This is a genomic window from Streptomyces sp. NBC_00440, assembly GCF_036014215.1.
Taxonomy (GTDB): domain Bacteria; phylum Actinomycetota; class Actinomycetes; order Streptomycetales; family Streptomycetaceae; genus Streptomyces.
Genome location: NZ_CP107921.1, coordinates 2,688,658 through 2,706,310 on the forward strand (window position 1 = coordinate 2,688,658; position 17,653 = coordinate 2,706,310).

A 17,653-nucleotide genomic window follows, 5' to 3' on the forward strand; every position below is an offset into this window, starting at 1 on the left:
CCTAAGCCCCCACTCAGGGAGCGGGGGCCGGCGTTTACCTCGGGAGCGTGATCAAGGCAGGAGGTTGGACTGCCCTGCCCTGACGCTCTTGGTGAACAGGTTGTAATCCTCGCGGGAGACGATCAGAACCTGGGCGTCCGGATCCCCCACGTCCACGGAGTCGCGCAGTGCCACGACTCCGTCCACGAACGCGACCTCCAGGCAGTTGTTGCCACCATTGGACATTTCGCTCTTGGCCCAGACGGCGTTGGCCAGGTCGACCTTCTTGTTCATGTCTAGCAGTCCTTGATCAGTTCATGGATGAAGCGACGGGTCGCTTGGGCGTCGAGGGCTTGTGTACGGAGAGTATCGAGGGCAGTCCCGTACCGGTCCACGTCTCCATCTTCCTCCAGGTACACGGAGGTTGTCTTCGTCTCAACGAGAGCAACCGGCGGCCCCACCTGGAAGTGTAGGAGCTGGAACGGCCCGTCGATCCCTGCGTGAGCGCCTGCATCGAAGGGGAGGACCTGTATAGCTACATGACTGTACTCGTCTGTCACTTTGAGTAGCCATTCAAGCTGGCCCTTCATGACCTCGGGGCTACCCACGACGCGACGCAGCGCCGCCTCGTCCAGAATGCACCACAGGTTGAGCGGCTGGTCACGGGTCAGGGCATCCTGCCGAGCCAATCGCAAGTCTACGAACCGGTTGACCTCTCGCTTCGAGGACCACACCTGACTGCGCTCAACGATCGAGACTGCGTACTCCCTCGTCTGGAGCAGCCCCGGAACGACTTGGAGAAATGACTCAGACTTGGATGCCATCCCTTCAAGGTGGAGGTAGTCCTCGAACCCATGAGTTTGGATCGCCTCTTTGTACTCGTCGAGCAGGTTGGTCCGCTTGCCCGAAGCAGCCAGGGCGGCCATAGCTTTGATCCGAGTCCTGGTGTCTTCCGGCTCCACGCCGTAGACCTGGAAGAAGGCGGTCAGGCCGAGGCCCGACACTCGCTGTTTGCCATTTTCGATCTTGCTTAGGGCTGGCTTGCCGGACAGCCCAAGGTGTTCTGCGGCGTCCTCCATGCTGAAGCCCGCGGCTATGCGGATGGACCGCAGCGCCGATCCGAGTCGACGCCTGTGCACGTTAGGTCGCGCTTCCGCCATGACCAACCTCCCTCGGGCCCGCAGCGTATCGCGGGCCGCTGAGGGGTCATATGCCAACTTCTGATTCGAGCAACGTTTCTGTGATTCGGGGTTGCTAGCAACGTTTCTCATAGGCCATCGTTGCACATGGCAGAGCAACCGTGTGGCGACAGACGGTAGTTGCTCTCAGGAGTGGGCTGTGCCCTGTCCCCCCTTCAGGGGCAGCCCACTCAAGCCTTCTCGGAGGGATGACCCGTGCCTACGACTGCGACCCGGCCCAATGCCATTGGTGCCCCCGGCTATAGCGAGACCTGGCCCTGCGAGCCGGAGACCGCCAGTCGTGCCCGCAGCTTGGTCCGCGCGGCCTTATATACCTGGAAGCTCGATGTACTCGTTGACGACGGAGTGTTGATTGCTTCTGAGCTGGTGGGCAATGCCGTGCAGCACAGCAGATGCCGCCTCCTGCGGGCCAGTGTCGTCTTGCTGAGCCCCGGACGTGTACGTCTGTCCGTCTCAGACCGGTCATTAGCTCTGCCGAAGGTGCAGGAAGCCGGTGAGGAGTCCGTGACTGGCCGCGGCCTGATGCTGATTGACGAGCTGGCTGACCGCTGGGACACAGATGTTCGGCGGTGGGGGAAAGTTGTATGGGCTGAACTCCACGTCAGTGGTGACGCCTGATGGGCCGCGAATCGTACTGGTGCCAGTTATCGGCCGGCCCCGCCGACCATTCCGCAGCGATCGTCCTTGGCTGCTCTCCGGTGAGAAACCGACGCCTTGCGCTTCGGTGGATGAGAGGACAGGCCCAACGGGTAGTTCGAGCCCTTGATCCTGACCCGTCTGACTGGTGGGTCGCCAACGCTCCGCTGCACCAGGTGGACACGTCCTTCCACGCCCCTGACCCTGCGGAGGCTCTGCGGGTCTGGGTTGCCGATGCCTGGGAGCACGATGCGGTGATGCGTGTACTCAACAGAGGACAGCCGTACTCACTCACCGTTTACGACCAATCTGCCTACTACTCCCTCTCTGCCAGGCCAGCTTCAGTGGCCTTCGGGACGGAGTTACGCGACCCAAGACCTGTTCACTGCGCGGTCGCCTAATGCCCCGCTCTGGTCACGTGCTGTCTTTCACCCTCGGCCCACCTGGTGGTCGGGGACGACACCGGGCTCCCCCGCCCCGTGACCAGAGCGGTTCCAAGCTCCCGCCCAATTGCCTCATCAGCGGCAGTCGGGCGGGTGTACGACGGCTCAGGGAATCTCCCTGAGCCGACCGGAGAGAGAGGACGTTCCAATGGAACAGGCAACCTCAGCCCAGCCCACGCCCGAGAGCAGCGATCTGCTGATCTCCCGCGAGCAGGTCACCGCGGCGCGGGCCCGGATGTTCGTCCCGTCCGACAACACCGCCGGCAAGTCCGACGGCAACGACTAACGGAACGGACCACACATGACCGCGCTTGATTCTGCGGTCGTCGCGCGCCTCGGTGAGGACTTCCTCGCCGAGGCGTTCGGCCGCAGCTACCGCCTGTCTCGCGGCGATGCCGCGTCTGTCGCCGACATCATTACTTGGGCCGATATCAACGAGGTCTTAGCCCGGCACCGCATGGAACCACCCCGGTTGAGGCTCTCGGCCGAGGGGGTGGCCCTCCCGCTCGACGCCTACACGGTTCCCGAGGTGGCCAAGCGTCGTACGGTCTTCCATCGGACCCACCCGGCCGCGCTGCACGAGCAGCTAGCCAACGGGGCCACGCTGGTCGTTGACGCTGTCGATGAGTTGTTCCCCGGTGTCGAAACCCTCGCCTCCGAGCTGGAGACCGCGTTCCGATCCAAGGTCCAGGTCAACTTGTACGCGTCCTGGACGGGCCGCGAGGGCTTCGGAGTGCATTGGGACGACCACGATGTGGTCGTGGTGCAGGTCGACGGCTCGAAGCGCTGGAAGCTCTACGGCCCCACCAGGTCGGCGCCCATGCATTTGGACATGGCAGAGCCTGAACAACCGCCCGAGGAGCCCGTAGCGGAGTTCGTTCTCACCCCCGGCGACGTGCTCTATCTCCCGCGCGGCTGGTGGCACGCCGTCTCCGCGTCCGAGGGCGAGCGGTCCCTTCACCTGACGTGTGGGCTGAGCGTGGCTACAGGTGCCGACCTCATCGTGTGGCTATCGGAGATCCTGCGTGAGCACGAGATCGTGAGGGCGGACCTGCCACGCTTCGGTACCGACAAGGAGCGATCCGAGACCGCGTCGGCACTGCGGGACCTTCTCGTCGCCGAGCTGAGCGATCCGGAAGTGATCGGCCGGTACTTCACGCTCAAGGATGCGGACGAGCGGGTGAGGTTCCGCCCGAGTCTCCCGTATGTCTCCGGCCTACCAGCCGACCCGGACCTGGTGGCCCGCCTCCTCACCACACGCCACGACCTACGGCTCACTGCCGAAGGGAACGCAGTTCTCACGGCAGGTGGGGAGACGCTGACTCTTGCCGGGGCCGCTCACCCCCTGCTGCTGGCCCTGGCCGACCGGCAGCCTCACCGGCTCGGGGATCTCGCCTCTGCCGCCGAACTCACAGTTGAACAGGTCGCCGGGGTGGCGTGGGAGCTGGTAAAGGTGCAGATCGTCACAGTAGATGGTGCCCGATGACCGCAAGTCTCGGCCTCGGAACCTACCGACTGCGCAGCCTTCCCGAAGCGGCGAAGGCCGCAGTGGCCCACGGAGCCGACTGGATCGACACGGCCCCCAACTACCTGCACGGGCAGGCGGAGCAACAGCTCAAGCCCGTTCTCGCCGCCTATCCGCTGGTCCCCGTCTCCACGAAGGTGGGCTTCTTCACCCCCGAACAGGCGCGGCGGGCTCTCGCGGCCGGCGTCCTGACCAAGGAGGAAGCGGAGGCCGGCCACTGCCTCAGCCCGCGCGCTGTTCTCTGGCAGGCTCAGCAGAGCCGCGCCGCGCTGGGACGCGTCCCTGACATCACCTTCGTGCACAACCCGGAGCGCGGACTCCACACCCGCCGCGAGTTGGAACCACGGCTGTATGAGGCTTTCGTCGCGCTGGAGAAGTGCGTAGACCGTGGCCTCACCAAGGGCTACGGCGTCGCCACCTGGGGAGCGGTGCACGAAGGTCTCACCTCGATCAACCGCGTCGCCGAGATTGCCTGGCAAGCGGGACGAGGCAAATCCCGACTCAGGGGGATCCAACTGCCACTTTCCATCATCCAGATCGGCCCTCTGGCAGACGCCATGAACGGGTACGGCGCACTGCCCAGTGCTCAAGTTCACGGCATCGACATCTTCGCCTCCGCACCCCTGCACGGAGGCGAACTCCTGGGAATGATCCCCGAGCCCGTTGCTGAAGAGCTGGCTCCGGGGTCAGGCCCGCTACGCGTAGCCCTCGGCTTTCCCGCGTCGGTGCAAGGTGTGAAGCGTCTGCTCCTCTCCGCCTCCTCTGCGCAACACTGGGCGGAAGCCGCGGAAGCCATCGAGGTACCACTCCCCGACAAGCACATGAAGGAAATCGCGAGTGCCTTCGCTCCCTGATGACAGCAAGATCGTTGCGCGCATGTGCGCGCAACTCGATCACGCCGCTGACACCTTCGGGTGCAAGCGGGAAGTGGGCGGCACAGAAACGTGGGGCTGGGGCGGGCGATCGTTGTCCGCCCCGGTCATGTTCGAGGGCCGCCAGTACTGGCTTCGAGTTGCCGAGATGCCTCGCGGCAAGGGCCCCTCGTCGGCCTGGGACGGCCCCGAGGCCGCCGCGTTGCACATCCCCCGCAAGGTGCCGCGGCCTCGGTTCGCGGGGGCGCGTCGATGGGACCTTGCAGAGTTCTCCTACTACGCAGATCTTCATGCCCACCTGCGCGGTCGTCCACTTTCAAAAACCGCACTTCCGCCCGAGGGACTGCGGCCCACGGCCGACTGGTGGGACCGACTATCAGATGCCCTGACCGCCATCTCCCGCGTCTCGACGTCGCGCGTCACGGTCCGCGCAGAACGGCTGACTTGGGCCATGCCACGCTTCCTCGGCGACGATGCCCCCGCGGAGCCACCGAACTGGACCACTGCACACGGGGACATTCAATGGTCCAACCTGTCCGGCCCCACTCTGGAAATCATCGACTGGGAACGGTGGGGGCAGGCTCCGGAGGGCTACGACGCTGCCGTCCTGTACGTGTCCAGCCTTGCAGCCCCGGATGTGGCGCGTCAGGTCCGGGATCGTTTCGGCGAACTGCTGTCCTCACCGTCAGGCCGCTTCGCCCAGCTCTACGCGGCCAGTGAGTTCATCCAGGGATTCGAGCGCGGGAACAATCTGCTGCTCGAACCTCCCATCCGCAACCTGGTAGCCAGGCTGCTGTGACGTGAATGAATGAATTAGAGGCCCGGACACTTCTCCTGTCCGGGCCTCTGTCATTCGCTGGTCAGATCGTCAGGGGAAGCATCTCCCCCGCTGACTGCTCTGCCTCATGCTCGGCCACCTTCACAGCCTTCAGTTCGGCCCTCTTCATCTGGGCCATGTAGCGGCGGGCCGTACGGGGAGCCCGGCCAAGAACCTCCCCCAGGGTCTCGGGGGTCACGTCCCTCCCGGCCGCTTCCAGGTTGGCAATGGCCTTATTGACTTCGTCCTCGGACAGACCGGGGCGGCCAGGCTTGCCCTTCCGGCAAGGTGTCTCGGCCGCGTCGTCATCATCTTCGAATGTGTCCTCCAGCTCCTCGATTTCGACCTCAGATGCGGTGGACTCGGGAGCCGCGGCCATGTGAAGCATGTGGAAGGCGACCAGCGGCGGAATGGCCGACACGGCGCCGACCAGGAGCCAGGACGTGTTCATGTAGTCCTGCTGGATCAGGTGGGACACATCCTGAGCCGTCAGGGCCAGAAGCAGAGCGGCCACGGCACCCGCCACAGCGGACCTCTGATTAGGCAGGCAGAGACGCTTGGCCACATCCGCGATGACCGCAGAGCAGGCCGCATAGACGGATACACAGACTGGCATGAGCCAGGCCACATTGAACGTCCAGAGGCCAAGCAGGTTCACGGAGTCCCATCCGGCCACTTTGGCCAGGTGGACTTCTCCGGGGATGGACATGAGGAGTGCGGTCAGAAGGACCACAGGGCGGCCGTATTTGAACACGACCTTCGCGTACGGAGGCAGGTCGATACTGACAGTGGACACAACTGTCCCCTTCGTTTGAGCAGTTGGGGTTTGTCAGACGGTGGCGAACGCGCGCCGGGAGGAGCCCTTGATGGCCCCGGAAGAGCGGCGCTGGCGGATAGCGTCCACCAGGAAGGCAGCCTCAGCGGACTGGCCAATGAGAGTGGGTTCACTGGTGGTCGGCTGGACGCCGGCACACCGGCCACAGATGCCGGCCTTCTGGCCACGTGGCATGTAGCCGCCACACCGGGGGCACTCCACGAGCTTTTCGACCACGACCGGTACGGGCGGCATCTTCCGGTTGAGCCTGTCGGCCAGAAGAGCCCGAGGGCTCTTCACAGTGGCCGGAAGACCTTCGATCAGCTCGTTGCGAAGCTGGAGTTCCGACACTCCACGGGCTAGCCACTCGGCGGCCACTGGAGCGAGCTTCATGACGTCACTGGTCGAGAGGGTCAGCGGGGGCACAGCGGCGCCCAAGCGCCCGAGGAGAGCCGCAGCGCGGCCAATGTCGTGTGACTGCGGAGCATCCTCCCCCCTGTCCTCGCGCCTACCTTCGTCTGCAACCGAAGGCGTTCGAGGGGTAGGGGGGTTCTTTCCCTGGGTTCTTTCCCCGAAGGGGTTGATCCCGGAGACCCGAGGCTTCGGGTGGCCGGGCTTCGGAGTTTCGGGCTCCGGCTTCGATTCCGACTGGGGCAGGTCGAAGACCTCAACGTGTGTCGCCCAGTGGCCACGCTCGTTCTGCACGCGGGTGCATATGACGTAGCCACCCGCCTGGAGCTCCTTCATGGCGTTGGTGACGCGCTTCTGGCCCTCGGCTACGTCCTCGGTCAGCTCTCTGACCGTGGCGGCTGTGTACTCGGGCTGTGAGATGAGCAGGCTCAGGAGACCGCGAGCCGTGAGGCTGAGCTTGCGGTGCTGGAGGATGGCGTTCGGGACGATGGTGAACCCGGACCGTTGTTGGGTACGCTTGATGCGCATCGAAGATCAACCTCTTCGGTGTCGGGCCCCCGGAGGTTGCAGCCTCGCGGGGGTCATTACGTGATCAGAACTTGAATCCGTGACGACCGTAGCATGATCGCTCTATGTCCGGTCAAGCCTCTTGAACACAGCCCCATGGAGCAGGGGGGCAGAACCTCGCGCTGGCGCTACGAGCAGGAGGGCCCCCGCTGGGGGCCCTCCTTTTCCCGGCCTGGGTGGTCACCCGACGGCGGAGACCTGGACCGACTTCACAACTTCACCCTCGATGATCAACGGACTCTCCATGGCCACCTTCTCCGGCCAAGCGGTGCCCTTGCCGATCATCATCCGGAAGTTGGACTCCAGGAGTCGCTTCCGTTGGCCTTCGAGGTCCAGCGTGGCCCACAGCTCTGCATAGGTCATGCCTTGATCGATCTCAACCCACCCAGACTTGATCACGGGCATGGCCTTCAGTTCGGTCCGGCGCCCCTTGAGACGGTTCATCCGCTGCCGGTACTCAGCGCGGTCGTCTTCCCAGTCACCTTCCTCGTCCTGACGCATCAGGCGCCGGATCTTGGCCTCCACCTGATCCAGCTCCCGAGCGCTGTCGGAGCCAGCAACCCACACGCGCTTGGTCACGCGCTCGTGGCCGTGAAGCTGAAGGAACAGCACTTCCATCATCTCTTCCACGATCTCGGCCCGACAGCTGATGCCCTTACATCGCTTGGCGTTGGGCCAGTTACCGCACACGTAATACCGGTACTCCAGGCCGTTAGCGTGGCCTCGCGAGACCTTGTGGTTGCCGTTACTACCGCACCCCGAACAGATCGCGACTCCGTATGCAGGGCTCGTCATGTTCACGCGGCGAGCCGTGGTCACGCTGCGCGCCCTTACCGCCGCCTGAAGCGTCTCCCACTCCTCCGTCGTGAACACGGGATCGGCGATCCGGACGGGGTCGCCGTTGTCATCCCTGAGCACCTTGCCTCGGTACTTCTTATAGCCAAGTAGCGCCTGGTTCGTCAGCAGCGCCTTTACCGAGCCGTTCGACCACAGCTCCCGGCTCCCCTCCTGGCTCTTCCGCAGCGCCGACTTGCTCTTGGTCGCCTTACCGCGGGCGACCCGCGCACGGTCCCGTGCGGTAAGAACGTCACCGCCATTGAGCTTGGCCTCAATGCCCGAGTGAGGTTCGTTGGCTACGGCCCACTCACGCATCCGATGAAGCCAGACCACCATCTCTTCGTCCAGCTCGATGAAGGCGACTTGTTTACCGTCCACGTAGCGGTGAACAATGCGGTACCCGAACGGGGCAATGCCTCCCGGCCAGCGGTTCGTGAAGCGCCGGCGGTCGTGTGAGTCCTGGATGCGCTGCTTGATGCGCTCCAGCTCCTTATGCGGACCGAGACTCTTCACGTGCAGAATCGCGCGACCTTCAGGGGTCTTCATCTGCTCCGTGAACGAGGGGTCATCTAGGACATGTATCTCCTTGCCCCATTCGAGCATTTTGAACACAAATGACATGAAGTGCGGCTCACTGCGGCTGAGCCTGTCCTGATTCGTAACCCACAGCTCATCCCACTCTTCACGCCTGTCTACGGCCAGCCACTCACCGAGAGCTGGCCTGTCGAACATGTCCACATCGCCGGACACGGACACGTCCGCCGTGATGCCAACAACGCGGGCCGCCTCTTCGGCGGCCCGCGTCTTCAGTCTGGCGTCTTGAGCCTCGATCGACTCACTCTTCTCGTCCCGGCTGTAGGAGATCCGTTCAGCCAGTAGCACACGTCTCACGGTCACTTCCTTACTTTGACCTGCACTTATGCGTTTGTCAAAGCACTGGGATCCGCTCCAGGACCCCTTCCAGCACTGCCATGTTGGACATGGTGCGACGTTACCGCCGGGGTCCGACAGCCCGGTACGGGGAAGCGGCACCGGCCGGTGGGCGTGACCGTCCGGGCGCCCCGGCCGCACCGTCACGATCGGATTACGGAATGCCGGACTCCTCTTGACCGCCACCCATGTAATCGATTCCAATCTCCCGTGTAATCGATTCCATGCGGCCCACAAGGAGGTGGTCCAGCGATGGCGAGCATCAAGGACGTCGCAGCCGGCGCGGAGGTCTCCGTCGCCACGGTGTCCCGGGTACTCAACGGTCATCCGTCGGTCAGGCCCGACACCCGCACCCGGGTGATGGCCGCCGTGGAGGCCCTCGGTTACCGGCCGAACGCGGTCGCCAGGTCGCTGCGCACCCAGCAGACCCGCACTCTCGGCCTGGTCATCAGCGATGTGCTGAACCCGTACTTCACCGAGCTGGCCCGCTCCGTCGAGGACGAGGCGCGGGCGCACGGCTACAGCGTGATCATCGGCAACGCCGACGAGCAGCCCGCCCTCCAGGACCACCACATCCGCACCCTCGTCGACCGCCGGATCGACGGTCTGCTGGTCAGCCCCACCGACGGCGGCTCACCGCTGATGCTCGACGCGGTCAGGGCAGGCGTGCCGATGGTCTTCGTGGACCGCTGGATCCCGGGCGTGGACGTCCCCGTCGTACGGGCGGACGGGCGCGAAGCCGTCCGCGACCTGGTCGCCCACCTGTACGCGCTGGGCCACCGCAGACTCGCCATCATCGCGGGCCCGGCCACGACCACCACCGGCAGCGAGCGGGTGGACGCCTTCCGGGAGGCGCTGCGCGAGCACGGACTGCCGCTGCCCGACGCCCGGATCGGGCACGGCGACTTCCAGGCGGGCAGCGGGCACCGCGAGGCGACCCGGCTGCTGGCACTCGCCGAGCCCCCCGACGTGATCTTCGCCGCCGACAACCTGATGGCGCTGGGCGCGATGGACGCGATCCGCGCCCACGGTCTGCGCATCCCGCAGGACATCGCGCTGGCCGCCTTCGACGACATCCCGTGGTTCGTGCACACCGACCCGCCGATCACCGCCATCGCCCAGCCGACCGGCGAACTCGGCCGGGCCGCCGTACGCGCGCTGATCGACCGTCTCGATGGCCGCGAGCCGCACTCCGCGATCCTCCCCGCCCGGCTGGTGGTCCGCCGCTCGTGCGGCGAGCCGCCGGCCCCCGTGACCACGGCCCCCGCCGGCGCAACTCCCGCGCCCACGACCGGCGTCCGTGCGACGCCCGTGACCATGCCCCCCGCCGCGGCACCCGGCTCCACGACACCCCCCGCACCCCCGTCCCCCGCCCCCACGCCGAACAGGAGCAACCGGTGAGCGTCCCCGACGAGTTGCTGCGTATCGAAGGCATACGCAAGACCTTCCCCGGAGTGGTCGCGCTCGACAGCGTCGACTTCGACCTGCGCCGTGGCGAGGTCCATGTCCTCCTCGGCGAGAACGGCGCGGGCAAGAGCACCCTCATCAAGATGCTCTCCGGCGCCTACCGACCCGACAGCGGCAAGATCTTCGCCGAGGGCCGCGAGGTCCGGATCCACGGCGCGCAGGACGCCGAGCGGCTCGGGATCGCCACGATCTACCAGGAGTTCAACCTGGTCCCCGATCTGACGGTCGCCGAGAACATCTTCCTCGGCCGCCAGCCGCGCCGCTTCGGGATGATCGACCGGGCCCGGATGGAGCAGGACGCCGCCGGGCTGCTGGCCCGGGTCGGCCTCGACATCGCGCCCCGCACCAAGGTCCGCGAACTGGGCATCGCCCGGCTCCAGATGGTGGAGATCGCGAAGGCGCTGAGCCTGGAGGCCCGCGTCCTGATCATGGACGAACCCACCGCGGTGCTCACATCCGGCGAGGTGGAGAAGTTGTTCGGGCTCGTCCGCGCGCTGCGCGACGACGGCGTCGGCATCGTCTTCATCACCCACCACCTCGAAGAGATCGCCGCGCTCGGCGACCGCGTCACGGTGATCCGCGACGGCCGCAGCATCGACCAGGTGCCCGCCGACACCCCCGAGGACGAACTGGTCCGGCTGGTGGTGGGCCGCAGCATCGAGCAGCAGTACCCCCGGGAGCGTCCGGCCGCCGCGGACCCCGGCACCGAGGCCCCGCTGCTCTCCGTACACGGTCTGGGCCGGGACGGCGTCTTCCACGACGTCAGCTTCGAGGTGCGGGCCGGTGAGGTGGTCGGCATCGCCGGACTCGTCGGGGCCGGCCGGACCGAGGTCGCCCGCGCGGTCTTCGGCGCCGACCCGTACGACAGGGGCACCGTCGACGTCATCGGCAGACGGCTTCCCCGGCACGACGTGAACGCGGCGATGGGCGCCGGGATCGGTCTGGTCCCCGAGGACCGCAAGGGCCAGGGCCTGTTGCTCGACGCCTCGGTCGAGGAAAACCTCGGCCTGGTCACGCTGCGCTCCGCCACCCGCGCGGGCCTCGTCGACATCAAGGGCCAGCAGGCCGCCGCGGCCCGGGTCGCCGGACAGCTCGGCGTACGGATGGCCGGGCTCGGCCAGCATGTGCGCACGCTCTCCGGCGGCAACCAGCAGAAGGTCGTCATCGGCAAGTGGCTGCTCGCCGACACGAAGATCCTGATCCTGGACGAGCCGACGCGCGGTATCGACGTCGGCGCCAAGGTCGAGATCTACCAGCTCATCAACGAGCTGACGGCATCGGGCCACGCGGTCCTGATGATCTCCAGCGATCTGCCCGAGGTGCTCGGTATGAGCGACCGGGTGCTGGTGATGGCGCAGGGCCGGATCGCCGGTGAACTCCCCGCGCACGAAGCGACCCAGGACGCGGTGATGGCACTCGCCGTCAGCGCGGCAACCTCCCACAACGAAGTGAAGGAAGCAGAGGGTTCCCGTGACCACTGACACGCTCAAGAGCAATACGGGCGCGAGTGGCGCCTCTGCGGTCGTCCGCCGCATCCTGCTCGACAACGGCGCGCTCAGCGCCCTGGTCGTCCTGGTGGTGGCGATGTCGCTGCTCTCCGGCGACTTCCTGACCACTCAGAACCTGCTCAACGTCGGTGTACAGGCCGCCGTGACCGCGATCCTCGCGTTCGGTGTCACCTTCGTCATCGTCTCGGCGGGCATCGACCTCTCGGTCGGCTCGGTCGCCGCGCTCTCCGCGACCGTGCTGGCGTGGACGGCGACCTCCGAAGGGATACCGGTCTGGATCGCGGTGATACTCGCCGTGGCCACCGGCATCGCCTGCGGCCTGGTCAACGGCGTACTGATCTCGTACGGCAAACTCCCGCCGTTCATCGCGACGCTGGCCATGCTCTCCATCGGCCGCGGTCTCTCGCTGGTCATCTCGCAGGGCAGCCCGATCGCCTTCCCCGGCTCGGTCTCCTCGCTCGGTGACACGCTCGGCGGCTGGCTGCCGGTCCCGGTCATCGTGATGATCGTGATGGGGCTGATCACCGCGCTGATCCTGGCCCGTACGTACATCGGCCGCTCCATGTACGCCATCGGCGGCAACGAGGAGGCCGCCAGGCTCTCCGGGCTGCGGGTCAAGCGGCAGAAGCTCGCCATCTACGCGCTCTCCGGGCTCTTCGCCGCCGCCGCGGGCATCGTCCTCGCGTCGCGGCTCTCCTCCGCGCAGCCGCAGGCCGCCGACGGGTACGAGCTGGACGCCATCGCCGCCGTCGTCATCGGCGGGGCCAGCCTGGCGGGCGGTGTCGGCAAGGCGTCCGGCACCCTGATCGGCGCGCTGATCCTGGCCGTGCTCCGCAACGGCCTCAACCTCCTCTCGGTGTCGGCGTTCTGGCAGCAGGTCGTGATCGGCGTGGTCATCGCGCTCGCCGTCCTGCTGGACACGCTGCGCCGCCGTGCCGGGTCCGGTGCGGGCTCCGGTGCCGGTCAGGCCGGTGCGGGTGCCGGTGCCGGCGGCCCGGGCGGCAAGGGCAGGCAAGCGGCACAGGCGGGCATCGCCGTCGTCTGTGTGGCGGCCGTCGTCGGCGCCGTGACCTGGTTCAACTCCGGTTCGTCGTCGGGCGGCCGGACCAAGGTCGGGCTCTCCCTCTCCACCATGAACAACCCGTTCTTCGTCCAGATGAAGGCGGGCGCCCAGCAGGAGGCCAAGGCCGAGAACGTCGACCTGACCGTCACCGACGCGCAGAACGACGCCTCCCAGCAGGCCAACCAGATCGAGAACTTCACCAGTGCCGGCGTCAAGGCCATGATCATCAACCCGGTGGACTCGGACGCAGCGGCCCCCTCCGTACGCGCGGCCGACAAGGCGGGCATCCCGGTGGTCGCGGCCGACCGCGGCGTCAACAAGGCGGACACGGCGACCCTCGTCGCATCCGACAACATCGCGGGCGGCAAGCTCGCCGCGAAGACCCTGGCGGCCAAGCTCGGCGGCAAGGGCCGGATCGTCGTCCTCCAGGGCACCGCTGGCACCTCGGCCAGCCGTGAGCGCGGCCAGGGCTTCGAAGAGGGCATGAAGGCGTACCCCGGGATCAAGATCGTCGCCCGGCAGCCCGCGGACTTCGACCGCACCAAGGGCCTGGACGTCATGACCAATCTGCTCCAGGCGAACCACGGGCTCACCGGGGTCTTCGCCGAGAACGACGAGATGGGCCTCGGCGCCATCAAGGCGCTCGGCTCCAAGGCGGGCACGTCGATCCCGGTGGTCAGCTTCGACGGAACGCCCGACGGGCTCAAGGCCGTCAAGGCGGGCACCCTGTACGCCACGGTCGCGCAGCAGCCCGCTGAGCTGGGCAAGCTCGCGGTGCAGAACGCGGTCAGGGCCTCGCACGGCAAGAAGGTCGGCAGCATGGTGAAGGTGCCGGTCAAGGTCGTCACCAAGAAGAACGCCGCCGACTTCTCCTGACAGGCCACCACCGGCCCTGTCACCGCCGCCGGTGAGAGCCGCTGAAAGACCGCCCACTCCGAAAGCAGGACTGATATGAACGACTACGACCTGCTGGTCGTAGGGTCGGCCAACGCCGACCTGGTGATCGGCGTCGAACGCCGCCCCGCGCCCGGCGAGACCGTGCTCGGCTCCGACCTCGTCATCCACCCGGGCGGCAAGGGCGCCAACCAGGCGGTGGCCGCGGCCCGGCTCGGCGCCCGCAGCGCCCTGCTGGCCCGGGTCGGGGACGACGCCAACGGGCGGCTGCTGCTGGAGTCCCAGCGCGCGGCGGGCGTCGACACCGTCGGCGTCCTCGTCGGCGGCGCGCCCACCGGTGTCGCCCTGATCACGGTGGACCCGTCGGGCGACAACAGCATCGTGGTCTCCCCCGGTGCCAACGCCCGGCTCACCCCGGCCGACATCCGCGCGGCGGGCAGCCTGTTCGAGGCGGCCAGGGTGGTGTCGACGCAGCTGGAGATCCCGCTGGAGACGGTCACCGAGCTGGTACGGGTACTGCCCGACGGGACCCGGTTCGTACTGAACCCGTCCCCGCCGCAGCCGCTGCCCGACGAGATCCTCGCGGCCTGTGACCCGCTGGTGGTCAATGAGCACGAGGCCAGGACGGTGCTGGGCGACGCGGCGGGCGACTCCCCCGAGGACTGGGCGCGGGCGCTGCTCGCACTCGGGCCGCGCTCCGTGGTAATCACCCTCGGCGCGGCGGGCGCACTGGTCGCCGACGGCCGTACGGGGACGAGCGCGCACGTACCGAGCCTCAAGGTCGACGCGGTGGACACCACCGGTGCGGGCGACGCCTTCACGGCCGCGCTGGCCTGGCGCCTGGGACAGGGCGAGGACCTGGCGCAGGCCGCCGCGTTCGCCGCCCGGGTGGGCGCGACCGCCGTCACCAAGCCCGGCGCGCAGGAGTCCTATCCGACCGCCGACGAGGTGCGGCCGGAATGAAGAAGTCCGGAATCCTCAACCGCCATCTCGCGGGCGCCCTGGCCGAGTTGGGCCACGGCGACGGTGTGCTGATCTGCGATGTGGGGATGCCGGTCCCGGACGGGCCCCGCCTGGTGGATCTGGCGTTCCGGGCCGGGGTCCCGTCGTTCGCGGAGGTGCTCGACGGGCTGCTTGCGGAACTGGTCGTGGAGGGTGCGACAGCCGCCCACGAGGTACGGGAGGCGAACCCGGCGACGGCGGACCTGCTGGACGCCCGCTTCCCGGACCTGCGGCTGGTCCCGCACGACGACCTCAAGGACCTGTCGGCGGGCACCCGCCTGGTGGTCCGCACGGGGGAGGCACGCCCGTACGCGAATGTGCTGCTGCGGTGCGGGGTCTTCTTCTGAGCAGCAGCCTGTGCCGGTCTGTTCAGGACGTGCCGGTCTGAACAGAACGTGCGGAGGGGGCCCGGTCCACCGGACCGGGCCCCCTCCGCATTCCCCTCCCCTGACACCAGAGCTTCCCGTTTCCCCCCGGATCCGTCCCCCTGAAGCCCTGATGCCACCTACGACTTCCGTTACGGGGCAAGGGTTGTACGGATGCGGGGAGTTATTTTTCCGGCTGTCCGGATCGGCTGCTCTCCGGGCGGTGGACCGGTCAGACGCGGTCGGCCGCGATCAGGAGGTACTGGAACGAGCCGTCCTTGTACGAGTTGATGAACGCCTCCTCGATGCCGGTGACCAGCGAGGACGTGGCCCGCAGCTCCCAGTAGGGCAGCGTCGCCGCCGTCAGGTCGACGATGGCCTGCGGTACGAGACGGTTGTCGGCCATGGCCTTCAGGTACTCCCGGCGGGAGTGGATGTTGCACTCGAAGTGCGCGTTGATCTGCGAGACCCACTTCGAGGGCTGGCCGTAACGCGGGTTCCAGCAGCCGGTGATGGTCACATAGCGGCCGCCGACCCCGAGGACACGGGAGTGCTCGGCCATGAGGTCGTCCAGGTCGACGTACATGCTCGACTCGTTGTTCCACGAGCCCGCTGCCTGCCCCGTCTCGAAGGGCGTGTCGAGCATGTTGCACACCCGGGCGTGGACGTGGTCGTCGATGCCGAGTTCATGCGCACGCCGGTTGCCGAACTCGGCCTGCTTGGCCGACAGGGTGACGCCCTCGACCTTGCATCCGAACCGTTGGTGCGCCATCACCATCGAACCGCCCCGGCCACAGCCGGCGTCCATGAGCATGTCGTCACGCCCGATGGGGCCGAGGTGGTCCAGGAGGACTTCGGCCTGTGCCGACTCCAGGCGGTGCAACTCGGCGATCAGCCTCTTCTCGTACTCGCTGTCGCGAGCGTCCCCGAGTGCGGCGTGGTCGACGTCGCCGATGCCGTAGTGGTGGTGGTAGAGCCCGTCGACGTCGCCGAGACGCAGGTTCACGGGCCTGGCCTCACGGTCCCAGTATCGGGCGATGTCACCCTGGTACGGCGACGCCGGGCCCGGGATGTAAACGGGGGCGTCAGTGGTGAGCTCGGTGCTGGTCATGGTGAAGTCCGCTCCTTACCAGAAATCGGGCAGGCTGTATCGGTAGGTGTTGGTCTGGTGCCAGTAGTGATTGCCGTCGACCCACGCGGCCACTCCCCGGAGGAAACGCAGCACGCTCGGGACGGGGCACTCGGCCGCCAGCGCGGCCGCTTCGCTTTCGAAGCCGTGCATGAGGTCGTTGTGGACCTCGACCGCCTTGAGATAGGCGTCACGGTCGGAGACGCCCTCACGTTCGGCGATCACCACGGGCAGGTTCAGGTGTCTGCCGGGGCTGTTGAGTTCCTTGGTGTACGAATAAAGGTCGTTGACGATCGTGGTGGCGTTGCCCGCGAGCGCGATGACCCGCTGCATGGCCGGCTGGGCGTGCAGGTCGGCGGGCAGTTCGTAGCCGCCGACGGTGTCGGTGATGGTGGGGCAGGGGCGGAAGTTGTTGAACTGGCGCATCGCCAGGTACTCCCACACCTCGGGAACGTGATCCGTCTCGGCCCACGCGGCCTCGGCCAGATACCCCAGATGCAGACGGGCCATGTCGTGCCGGAACCGGTCGGCCTGCGAGGGGGTGGCCTGCCGGCAGAGGTACTCCATGGCCGAGCGGTAGGCCCGCCGGGGCGCGTCCGACTGGAGCGAGTCCGCCCACTCCGGCGCGTACTCCCCCGTCGTGTGCAGAGGGTCCAGAGCCGTGTGTGCCAGCAGGAGCCGGCTGCCGAGTCCGACGGGTGAGCCGCCGTGGTCCTCGCAGTAGCAGTCGTCGACCGCGTTCTCGGCGACCATCAGCCGGGTGGCGACCATCAGATGGTCGACGGTGGGCGCGTCCGGGTGGCAGGCGACCATGTAGCGGCCGACGGAGAAACCGTCGAACTGGTCCTCCCACTCCGGGGGGTACGCCTGGACCTCGTCCACCGCCCACACCTTGATGCGCCGGCTGACCTCCTCCACCCGCGCCGGGTCGGGGGGCGGCACCGGGTGGTAGTAGAGGCCCGGGATCGGGGTGCCCTCCACCGGCGCCTCGGCCTCGGTCCCGGGCTGGGTCCCGGGCTCGGCAGGAGCCGGCAGTTCCGCGCGCCGTCCCAGGTGCAGGCTCGCCGTACCCAGACCGCTGGGGCCGCACAGGATCCGTTGCAGAGCAGCGCTCGGCTGCAGAAGTGATGGCCCAGGATCGGGCATCCGTAGCTCCTTGGTCAGGTGGGTGGACTGTCCCGGGACTGGGGGCCGG

The 17,653-nt window shown here is 67.3% G+C and carries 16 protein-coding genes and 1 pseudogene; 10 read left to right on the forward strand and 7 right to left on the reverse strand.

From position 1 onward, the window contains the following. Positions 1-51: 51 nt before the first annotated feature. Both OHB13_RS12020 and OHB13_RS12025 read right to left on the reverse strand, forming a co-directional pair. Entirely contained in the window at positions 52-273 is a 222-nt protein-coding gene (locus OHB13_RS12020; RefSeq protein WP_328377074.1) for a DUF397 domain-containing protein, read from the reverse strand. A gap of 2 nt (positions 274-275) precedes the next feature. After that, positions 276-1,139, reverse strand: coding sequence for a helix-turn-helix domain-containing protein (locus tag OHB13_RS12025; RefSeq protein ID WP_328377075.1), 864 nt, complete (start codon positions 1,137-1,139; stop codon positions 276-278). Between the two features lie 234 nt (positions 1,140-1,373). Here OHB13_RS12025 and OHB13_RS12030 point away from each other — a divergent pair, with 234 nt between their 5' ends. From OHB13_RS12030 to OHB13_RS12050, 5 genes are all read left to right on the forward strand, one after another. Continuing rightward, on the forward strand, positions 1,374-1,796 hold the full coding sequence (locus tag OHB13_RS12030; protein WP_328377076.1) for an ATP-binding protein: 423 nt from the start codon (positions 1,374-1,376) through the stop codon (positions 1,794-1,796). Positions 1,797-2,405: 609 nt separating this feature from the next. Next, the gene (locus OHB13_RS12035; protein WP_328377077.1) at positions 2,406-2,543 is read left to right on the forward strand and encodes a hypothetical protein; all 138 of its coding nucleotides are present in this window, start codon (positions 2,406-2,408) and stop codon (positions 2,541-2,543) included. Positions 2,544-2,558: 15 nt separating this feature from the next. Further along, positions 2,559-3,743 (forward strand): JmjC domain-containing protein, encoded by a 1,185-nt coding sequence (locus tag OHB13_RS12040; RefSeq protein ID WP_328377078.1) that lies wholly within the window; start codon positions 2,559-2,561, stop codon positions 3,741-3,743. Further along, entirely contained in the window at positions 3,740-4,636 is an 897-nt protein-coding gene (locus OHB13_RS12045; protein WP_328377079.1) for an aldo/keto reductase, read from the forward strand. Before OHB13_RS12040 ends, OHB13_RS12045 begins: the two co-directional genes overlap by 4 nt. Beyond that, complete coding sequence (locus OHB13_RS12050) at positions 4,620-5,453, forward strand: hypothetical protein (protein WP_328377080.1); 834 nt, start codon at positions 4,620-4,622, stop codon at positions 5,451-5,453. The genes OHB13_RS12045 and OHB13_RS12050 overlap by 17 nt, the downstream gene beginning before the upstream one ends. Positions 5,454-5,514: 61 nt before the next feature. Here OHB13_RS12050 and OHB13_RS12055 read toward each other — a convergent pair whose 3' ends face one another. The 3 genes from OHB13_RS12055 to OHB13_RS12065 all read right to left on the reverse strand — a co-directional run bounded on the left by OHB13_RS12055 (position 5,515) and on the right by OHB13_RS12065 (position 8,991). Continuing rightward, entirely contained in the window at positions 5,515-6,267 is a 753-nt protein-coding gene (locus tag OHB13_RS12055) for a hypothetical protein (protein WP_328377081.1), read from the reverse strand. Positions 6,268-6,300: 33 nt separating this feature from the next. Further along, positions 6,301-7,224, reverse strand: coding sequence for a hypothetical protein (locus OHB13_RS12060; protein ID WP_328377082.1), 924 nt, complete (start codon positions 7,222-7,224; stop codon positions 6,301-6,303). 219 nt (positions 7,225-7,443) lie between these two features. Beyond that, positions 7,444-8,991, reverse strand: coding sequence for a recombinase family protein (locus OHB13_RS12065; RefSeq protein ID WP_328377083.1), 1,548 nt, complete (start codon positions 8,989-8,991; stop codon positions 7,444-7,446). Positions 8,992-9,282: 291 nt separating this feature from the next. Between OHB13_RS12065 and OHB13_RS12070 the strand changes: the two genes are divergently transcribed. From OHB13_RS12070 to rbsD, 5 genes are all read left to right on the forward strand, one after another. Beyond that, positions 9,283-10,431 (forward strand): LacI family DNA-binding transcriptional regulator, encoded by a 1,149-nt coding sequence (locus OHB13_RS12070; RefSeq protein WP_328377084.1) that lies wholly within the window; start codon positions 9,283-9,285, stop codon positions 10,429-10,431. Beyond that, the gene (locus tag OHB13_RS12075) at positions 10,428-11,978 is read left to right on the forward strand and encodes a sugar ABC transporter ATP-binding protein (RefSeq protein WP_328377085.1); all 1,551 of its coding nucleotides are present in this window, start codon (positions 10,428-10,430) and stop codon (positions 11,976-11,978) included. The genes OHB13_RS12070 and OHB13_RS12075 overlap by 4 nt, the downstream gene beginning before the upstream one ends. After that, positions 11,968-13,944, forward strand: a complete 1,977-nt coding sequence (locus tag OHB13_RS12080) for an ABC transporter permease/substrate-binding protein (protein WP_328377086.1) — start codon at positions 11,968-11,970, stop codon at positions 13,942-13,944. The genes OHB13_RS12075 and OHB13_RS12080 overlap by 11 nt, the downstream gene beginning before the upstream one ends. Before the next feature lie 75 nt (positions 13,945-14,019). Then, positions 14,020-14,925: a ribokinase gene (locus OHB13_RS12085; protein ID WP_328377087.1), complete on the forward strand. Its 906-nt coding sequence runs from the start codon at positions 14,020-14,022 to the stop codon at positions 14,923-14,925. Further along, positions 14,922-15,311, forward strand: coding sequence for a D-ribose pyranase (gene rbsD / locus OHB13_RS12090; RefSeq protein WP_328377088.1), 390 nt, complete (start codon positions 14,922-14,924; stop codon positions 15,309-15,311). The genes OHB13_RS12085 and rbsD overlap by 4 nt, the downstream gene beginning before the upstream one ends. Before the next feature lie 250 nt (positions 15,312-15,561). Here rbsD and OHB13_RS12095 read toward each other — a convergent pair whose 3' ends face one another. Continuing rightward, the gene (locus OHB13_RS12095) at positions 15,562-16,440 is read right to left on the reverse strand and encodes a geranyl diphosphate 2-C-methyltransferase (RefSeq protein ID WP_328377089.1); all 879 of its coding nucleotides are present in this window, start codon (positions 16,438-16,440) and stop codon (positions 15,562-15,564) included. 15 nt (positions 16,441-16,455) lie between these two features. Then, positions 16,456-17,550, reverse strand: a pseudogene (locus OHB13_RS12100) (family 2 encapsulin nanocompartment cargo protein terpene cyclase); the annotation flags it as partial. Positions 17,551-17,653: the final 103 nt, after the last annotated feature.